At 56.5% G+C, this 7,434-nt stretch carries 8 protein-coding genes; 2 read left to right on the plus strand and 6 right to left on the minus strand.

Annotation, left to right across the window (positions count from 1 at the left end; all coding sequences use genetic code 11):
* From trpD to rpe, 6 genes are all read right to left on the minus strand, one after another.
* On the minus strand, positions 1-1,006 hold a 1,006-nt coding region (gene trpD / locus RI563_RS10050; protein WP_310694245.1), incomplete at its 3' end, for an anthranilate phosphoribosyltransferase.
* Between the two features lie 516 nt (positions 1,007-1,522).
* A complete protein-coding gene (locus RI563_RS10055) occupies positions 1,523-2,107 on the minus strand; it encodes an aminodeoxychorismate/anthranilate synthase component II (protein ID WP_310694246.1) in 585 nt (194 codons plus the stop codon).
* A gap of 54 nt (positions 2,108-2,161) precedes the next feature.
* Positions 2,162-2,539: a GxxExxY protein gene (locus RI563_RS10060; RefSeq protein WP_310694247.1), complete on the minus strand. Its 378-nt coding sequence runs from the start codon at positions 2,537-2,539 to the stop codon at positions 2,162-2,164.
* Positions 2,540-2,612: 73 nt separating this feature from the next.
* Positions 2,613-4,097, minus strand: a complete 1,485-nt coding sequence (gene trpE, locus RI563_RS10065; RefSeq protein ID WP_310694248.1) for an anthranilate synthase component I — start codon at positions 4,095-4,097, stop codon at positions 2,613-2,615.
* 120 nt (positions 4,098-4,217) lie between these two features.
* Complete coding sequence (locus RI563_RS10070; protein WP_310694249.1) at positions 4,218-4,907, minus strand: phosphoglycolate phosphatase; 690 nt, start codon at positions 4,905-4,907, stop codon at positions 4,218-4,220.
* A 204-nt stretch (positions 4,908-5,111) separates the two neighbouring features.
* Complete coding sequence (rpe, locus tag RI563_RS10075; protein ID WP_310694250.1) at positions 5,112-5,801, minus strand: ribulose-phosphate 3-epimerase; 690 nt, start codon at positions 5,799-5,801, stop codon at positions 5,112-5,114.
* 200 nt (positions 5,802-6,001) lie between these two features.
* On the opposite strand from rpe, the gene RI563_RS10080 reads away from it, so the two are divergent.
* Positions 6,002-6,799, plus strand: coding sequence for an alpha/beta fold hydrolase (locus RI563_RS10080; protein ID WP_310694251.1), 798 nt, complete (start codon positions 6,002-6,004; stop codon positions 6,797-6,799).
* Positions 6,800-6,988: 189 nt separating this feature from the next.
* A partial coding sequence (locus RI563_RS10085; RefSeq protein ID WP_310694252.1) for a CopD family protein occupies positions 6,989-7,434 on the plus strand: 446 nt, incomplete at its 3' end.

Consider the following 7,434-nt stretch of genomic DNA (forward strand, 5'->3'; position numbering starts at 1 on the left):
GGGACAATTTCACCAGTTCATCGAGTTTGGCGGCGGCGGAACCGTCGGCGATGACTTCGGCGGCACGTTTGACGCCTGCCTCCAGACTCGGTACCAGATCGGCGGCATAGATCGCCGCGCCGGCATTGAGCTGGACAATATCCCGGGCCGGCCCGGGCTGGTTGTTGAGCAGGTTTTTAATTATCTGCAGCGACTCTTCGGCGGTGGTCACTTTCAGGGTCGCCACATCCGTGCGCTGCAGGCCGAACTGTTCCGGGGTAATGCTATAACTGCTGATCTCGCCGTCTTTCAACTCCGCCACGTGGGTCGGGGCCCCGATGCTGATCTCATCCATACCGTCTTCGGCATGTACCACCAGCACATGTTTACTGCCCAGCTTTTTCAGAACCTCGGCCAGTGGGACCAGCAGGCGTTCGGAAAAGACTCCGAGTACCTGATAAGGCGCCCCGGCCGGATTGGTCAACGGCCCCAGGACATTGAATATCGTGCGCACGCCCATTTCGCGGCGCGGCCCGATGGCATGTTTCATGGCACTGTGGTGTTTGGGCGCGAACATGAAACCCACACCGGTTTCATCGACACAGCGCGCCACCTGCTCGGGACTCAAATCCAGGTTCACCCCCGCCGCCTCCAGGACATCGGCACTGCCACACTGGCTGGAAACCGAGCGATTGCCGTGTTTGGCCACCTGGCCGCCGGCGGCCGCTACGACGAAGGCACTGGCAGTGGAAATATTAAATGTACTGGCTGCATCACCGCCGGTCCCGCAGGTATCGACCAGATGCTCGCCCTGAACCAAGACCCGGGTTGCCAGCTCGCGCATGACCCCGGCCGCGGCGGCGATCTCATCCACCGTCTCGCCCTTCATGCGCAGCCCGACCAGAAAACCGCCGATCTGTGCCGGCGTTGCCTCACCGGTCATGATCTGGCGCATCACCTGCGTCATCTCCTCGCCGGTCAGATCGCGGTTTTCAGTCACCGCCTTGATTGCCGTTGGCATATCCATCTGGTGTCTCCTGGTATAGTGTTTTCTTTTGCTTGTTTTGTTTGTTTACACCGAAACGTGCAACCAGTATTTCAAAAGAGGCTAGATACTAGTAACTAGCAGCTAGAACCTTTCTATCCAAACGTAGATCAGGGTGCGCATAGCGCTCCCTGACAATTCTCGTTCCGGAATACGTCACATAGTCTATCGCCAATGTGACCTACTCGCTCCAACTGTGGGAGGTGATTTCATCGGCGACCGGCCTCTGCTAAAGGAACAAGTCGCGGCTAAAAGCCCCTCCCACAACAATCCTGTATCAGCCCCATAGGTCAGGTTGCGCGCAACGCTACCTGACAACTTTTGCTCCAACACCTGTCACATAGGCTATCGCCAATGTGACCTACACGCTCCAAAACTGTGGGAGGCGATTTCATCGGCGACCGGCCTCTGGTAATGGAACAGGTCGCGGCTAAAAGCCCCTCCCACAACAATCCTGTATCAGCCCGGCAGATTCTCGCTCTGGACTGTACACCACGCTTAGCGGTTCTGCTCCAGAAAGTTTCGCAACATATCATGACCGTGTTCGGTCAGGATCGATTCCGGGTGAAACTGAATCCCCTCAATAGCCATCTCTTTGTGTCGCACGCCCATGATCTCGTCCAGCTCGCCGTTATCCTGTTGGGTCCAGGCGGTGACTTCCAGGCAATCGGGTAATGAATTCTTATCGATGACCAGCGAATGATAACGCGTCGCTTCCAGCGGGTTGTCCAGTCCTTTGAATACTCCGAGATCATAATGATGGATCATCGAGGTCTTACCATGCATGATGCTGCCGGCATGCACCACCTTGCCCCCGAAGGCCTGACCGATGGCCTGATGCCCCAGACAAACGCCCAGAATGGGCAGCTTGCCGGCAAACTGACGAATCGCCTCCACCGACACCCCGGCCTCGTTCGGCGTGCAGGGCCCCGGCGAGATCACCAGGTATTCCGGCTTCAACCCGGCAATCTTATCCAGCGCAATTTGATCATTACGATAAACCTGTACCTCAACACCCAGCTCCCCGAAATACTGAACCAGGTTATAGGTAAACGAATCGTAATTGTCTATCATCAGTAACATAGAATACTCCCTGCGAAAAACGCAGAGGACGCGGAGGCGCGAAGGCGCAGAGAACTACAGTTTATTTGCAACACGATATATACCGTTCTTAATCAATGACGTCCTGAAATTAATAAGCAACCCCAGTTTCCTGCCTGTCAGCCTTAGATAGGTTAGAACCTGAGATTTATGTATATCTTTAATTTCCTCTAGCGATTTCAGCTCGATAACCACCTTGTTATCTACCATAAAGTCAGTTCTATAAACCTGATCAACCACCATCCCCTTATATTCCAGGGGAATTGGAACCTCCGACTCATATCTGATACCTCGAATCCGGAATTCATGTTTCAGGCATTCATGATACGCTGATTCCAGCAGTCCCGGACCAAGTATCCGATGCACTTCTATTGCTGCACCGATTATTTCTCCAGCAAGATCATTTTCGTGCATATGCAACTCCTTTGCATTATTGATTTCCTCCGCGTCTCCGCGACTCTGCGTCCTCCGCGTTAAATATACCAGCCTAGCGGTGCGCACCGTCCAGGCCGGCTTCGGCCAGGGCGACGGCGCGGAAGATGGCGCGGCCTTTGTTCATGGTTTCGTCCCATTCGTTGCGCGGGACGGAGTCGTGGACGATGCCGGCGCCGGCCTGGATGTGCAGTTGTTTGTCCTTGATCACGGCGGTGCGAATGGCGATGGCGGTGTCCATATTGCCGGACCAGGAGAGGTAACCCACCGCGCCGGCATAGACGCCGCGCTTGACCGGCTCCAGTTCGTCGATGATCTCCATGGCGCGAATCTTCGGCGCGCCGGAGACGGTGCCGGCCGGGAAGGTGGCGCGCAGCACGTCCATGTTGGACATACCGGCCTGGATCTTGCCGGTGACGTTGGAGACGATATGCATGACGTGTGAATAACGCTCCACGGCCATGTTTTCGGTCACTTTGACGCTGCCGGTCTCGGCAATGCGTCCGACATCGTTGCGCCCCAGGTCGATCAACATCAGGTGTTCGGCCCGCTCCTTGGGATCGGCGAGCAGTTCGGCTTCCAGGGCCCGATCCGCTTCGTCGGTCTTGCCGCGCGGGCGGGTGCCGGCAATCGGGCGTACGGTGACAGTCTCGTCTTCCACCCGCACCAGAATCTCCGGCGAGGAGCCGACGATGTGAAAATCATCCAGATCCAGATAGAACATGTAGGGCGAGGGATTGAGACTACGCAGCGCGCGATACAGATCCAGCGGCTGCGCCTCGTAGGGGATCGACAGGCGCTGCGACAGCACCACCTGCATCACATCGCCGTCGACAATATACTGCTTGGCCTGCTCCACGGCCGACTCGAAGCCCTGTTGGGTGAAGCCGGAAACAAAATCGTCTTCGTGGATCTTCAGCGAACGCGTCTTGGGCGGCCGGGGCGGGGTTTCCTGCAAGCGGGCAATCAACTGGTCCAGCCGCGCCTGTCCCTGTTGATAGGCCCCGCTCTGGCCCGGATCGACGTAGAGCACGACATATAACTTGCCGGAGAGATTATCGAACACCACGATCTCGTCAGAGACCATCAGCAGGATATCCGGCAACCCCAGTGCATCGTCGTTGGGACACTCTGCCAGCCGCGATTCGATGTAACGAATCGTGTCATAGCCAAAGTAACCGACCAGGCCACCGTTGAAGCGCGGCAACCGGTCGTCCTCAAGCACCGTGTAGCGGGCATAAAAGGCTTCGATCCAGGCCAGGGGATCGCTGGCCTGCTCCTGTTCGATGATCTCGTTGTTGTGGTAAAGACGAATGTCGTGGCCGTGAATGCGCAGGACCGTCTGGCAGGGCAGGCCGATGATAGAATAACGGCCCCATTTCTCGCCACCCTGCACCGATTCGAACAGGTAGCTGTAGGGCCCGTGGGCCAGTTTGAGATAGGTACTTAAGGGGGTATCGAGATCGGCCAGCACCTCCCGCACCAGCGGGACGCGGTTATAGCCCTGTTTGGCGTACGCCTGAAATTGTGTCTCGTTCATAAACTGTCACCTGAAGAGTTGCCATCATATACCAAAAACCGCAGTCACTGCCTCACCAGTGGCGCCATCGGTTACCGGTATTGTTCAGCAGGTTTGGCATCTTCAGATCACAGTTGTCGTTCAGGCTGCGCCGCGCGCCGCCTGTTTGAGTAAATCGGGCAGTTCGGCCATGGAATCGATCACCGCATCGGGATTGGCATCGCGGATATCGATTCCGTGATTGTAACCGTAGCTCATGCAGACAATCTGGAAACCGGCGGCCCGCGCAGCGGTGACATCGCTGACTGAATCACCAATCATCAGCGCCTGCTCCGGCTTGACGCCGAAGAACTCGGCCACGTGCAGCAGCGGCAGGGGATCGGGCTTTTTCTTCGGCAGAGTGTCGCCACTAACCACGATCTCGAAATAATCATACAGGCCGAGCGCCTTGAGCAGCGGCACGGTGAACTGCTCCGCCTTGTTGGTCACACAACCGAGCCGATAACCGGCCTGTTTGAGATACTCCAGCCCCTCCTTGACGCCGGGATACCTCTTGCTGCGCTTGCTGGTGTTTTCAGCATACAGTTCCAGATAGATCGGATAGGCTTTGTCGAACAGTGCGTCGTCCGGCTCGCCGTCGAGCTGGCCGATCAGCGTCCGGCGGACCAGGCGCTCGACACCATTACCGACCCATTCACGGACCTTCGGCTCGCCGGGTTCCGGCATGCCCAGCCGTTTCATCATCTCATTCGCGCAATAAGCAAGATCCGGCACACTGTCCACCAGCGTGCCGTCCACATCGATCAAGATCATTTCCGGTTTTTTCAGCATTTCAGATTCCTGCATTAAAACGCAGAGGACGCGGAGTCGCGGAGAAGACAATAAATTAACAAGATGTGGGAGGCGATTTTATCGGCGATAAACAACCTTTCAAAACAGATTGAATCGCGGCTGAAAGCCCCTCCTACCCTTTTTTATATTTTTCTCCGCGCCTCTGCGGCTCCGCGAACTCCGCGTTACTTTCCCGCCCTATGGTTAACCCGCCTTGGCCAGTTCTTCCCGCATTTGTTTGATGATGGAATCATAGCGGTTGGGATCACTGTCCTGGCCCTTGCCGAAGATTGCCGAACCGGAGACAAAGGTATCCGCCCCCGCTGCCGCGATTTCGCGGATATTATCGGCCTTGACGCCGCCATCGACTTCCAGCTGGATGTCATAACCGGATTCGTCGATCAGTTTGCGCGCTTCACGCAGTTTGTCGAGCGTCCCCGGAATGAAAGACTGGCCACCAAAACCAGGGTTGACTGACATCAGCAGGATCATGTCGACCTTGTCCATGACATGCTTGAGATAGTCCAGCGGCGTGGCCGGGTTGAACACGAGGCCGGATTTGCAGCCGCTGTCGCGTACCAGCTGCAAGCTGCGGTCGATATGATCGGACGCTTCCGGATGGAAAGTGATGTAAGTGGCACCGGCCTCGGCGAAGTCGGGAATGATGCGATCCACCGGCTTGACCATCAGATGCACGTCGATGGGCGCCGTGACCCCATGCTTGCGCAGCGCCTCGCAGACCAGCGGCCCGATGGTCAGGTTGGGCACATAGTGGTTGTCCATGACATCGAAATGGACAATGTCCGCGCCAGCTTTCAGTACGTTGTCCACTTCCTCGCCCAGGCGGGCAAAGTCCGCGGACAGGATGGACGGGGCAATTTGATAATCGGCCATGGGTTCGCCTCTTCGCTTGTTTATATTAAAGTGTCGCCGGCCGCGCTGTAGCGCGACCTGCTGAAAAATGAACCGCAGACTTTACCTGATTGGATCGGATTTTTCAGCCTTTTGTGGCAACATGACTGCGGATTTGAGCCCCGCCTGGCATTTTTCCCAGGGCGGGTGCGGGCACAAACCCCCTCTAATTACAAGGGATTATGATGCGCAATTTGTATACCGCCTTATTGATAAGCTTCGCGCTGGTCAGCCCACTCCTGGCGGCCTCGGACAAAGCCAAAGAACAGCGCTGGGCGGATCAGATCGTCGACACATTGATGGTCGGCGAAGCCCTCTGGCTGGAACCCGGCGACGAGCCGATCCTGGCCCTGGCCACCGAACACACCACCGAAGAAGCCAAAGGGGGTGCCATCGTCGTGCATGGCATCGGCGCTCACCCCAACTGGCCGGAGGTCATCCATCCACTACGCAGCCGGCTGCCCGACCATGGCTGGATGACCCTCTCGATCCAGATGCCGATCCTCGAAAACCAGGCCGACGCCCGGGACTATGAACCGCTGTTCGCGGAGGTGACTCCGCGTTTCAACGCTGCCATCGACTATCTGCGGGAACAGGGAATCGAGAATATCGTCATTCTCGCCCACAGCATGGGCGCCGCGATGAGTACCCATTATCTGGCCAGCAATCCCGACCATCCGATCCGGGCCTTCGTCGGTATCGGCATGAACCAGAGCGATATCGACATCATGGACAACGCCACCAACCTGGAGAAAATTACTATTCCGGTGCTCGATCTGTACGGCAGCCGGGATCTGGACGGGGTCATGGCTTCGGTGAAAAAGCGGGCCACAGGCGCCGCCCGTGCCGGCAACGATAACTACCGCCAGGTTGAGATCATGGGGGCCGACCATTTCTTCAACGGGCGAGCCGATACCCTGGTCAAGCGGGTCTACAGCTGGATAGATAGCCATGCACCGGGAGAGGAAGTGGCGCGATAAGAATAATCATTCTTCAGGATAAACCAAAAAACCTGAACTCGTTATGGTCCGCAAATGCACGCAAATAAACGCGAATTATTAATTTGTTGCAGTGAGATTAGCGTGTATTTGCGTACATTTGCGGATGAAAATTTTTAACACTACGTCTTCGTACCACTAACTACGTAAGCCAACAATAAGGTCAAGAATATGAACACAAACAGCCTGTTAATCGCCCTGCATATGCTCGCCGCCGTTATCTGGGTCGGCGGGATGTTTTTTGCCTATATGTGTCTGCGTCCGGTCGCCGCCACGCAGCTGGAACCACCGACAAGATTAACCCTCTGGGTCGGCACCTTCGGCAAATTTTTCCCCTGGGTCTGGGCCAGCGTCATTCTGCTGCCACTGACCGGTTACTGGATGCTGTTTACCCTGTTCGGCGGCTTTGCCAACGCCCCGATCTACGTCCACCTGATGAACGGCCTCGGCATCATTATGATTCTGATTTACCTGCATGTTTTCTTTGCCCCTTACCGGCGACTGAAACAGGCGGTCCTGCAACAGGACTGGCCAACCGGCGGCCAGAAGCTCGGACAGATCCGGATGCTGGTGGGACTCAATACCCTGCTGGGCGTGATTACCGTGGCCATTGCCAG

The sequence above is a fragment of the Thiohalophilus sp. genome (assembly GCF_031581315.1).
In the GTDB taxonomy this organism is placed as follows: Bacteria; Pseudomonadota; Gammaproteobacteria; order UBA6429; family Thiohalophilaceae; genus Thiohalophilus.

Excerpts from the sequence above, each read along its gene's own strand:
- trpE (WP_310694248.1), bottom strand. The coding sequence starts at position 4,097 with ATGAACGAGACACAATTTCAGGCGTACGCCAAACAGGGCTATAACCGC.
- RI563_RS10070 (WP_310694249.1), bottom strand. The coding sequence starts at position 4,907 with ATGCTGAAAAAACCGGAAATGATCTTGATCGATGTGGACGGCACGCTG.
- RI563_RS10060 (WP_310694247.1), bottom strand. The coding sequence starts at position 2,539 with ATGCACGAAAATGATCTTGCTGGAGAAATAATCGGTGCAGCAATAGAA.
- RI563_RS10080 (WP_310694251.1), top strand. The coding sequence starts at position 6,002 with ATGATGCGCAATTTGTATACCGCCTTATTGATAAGCTTCGCGCTGGTC.
- rpe (WP_310694250.1), bottom strand. The coding sequence starts at position 5,801 with ATGGCCGATTATCAAATTGCCCCGTCCATCCTGTCCGCGGACTTTGCC.
- RI563_RS10055 (WP_310694246.1), bottom strand. The coding sequence starts at position 2,107 with ATGTTACTGATGATAGACAATTACGATTCGTTTACCTATAACCTGGTT.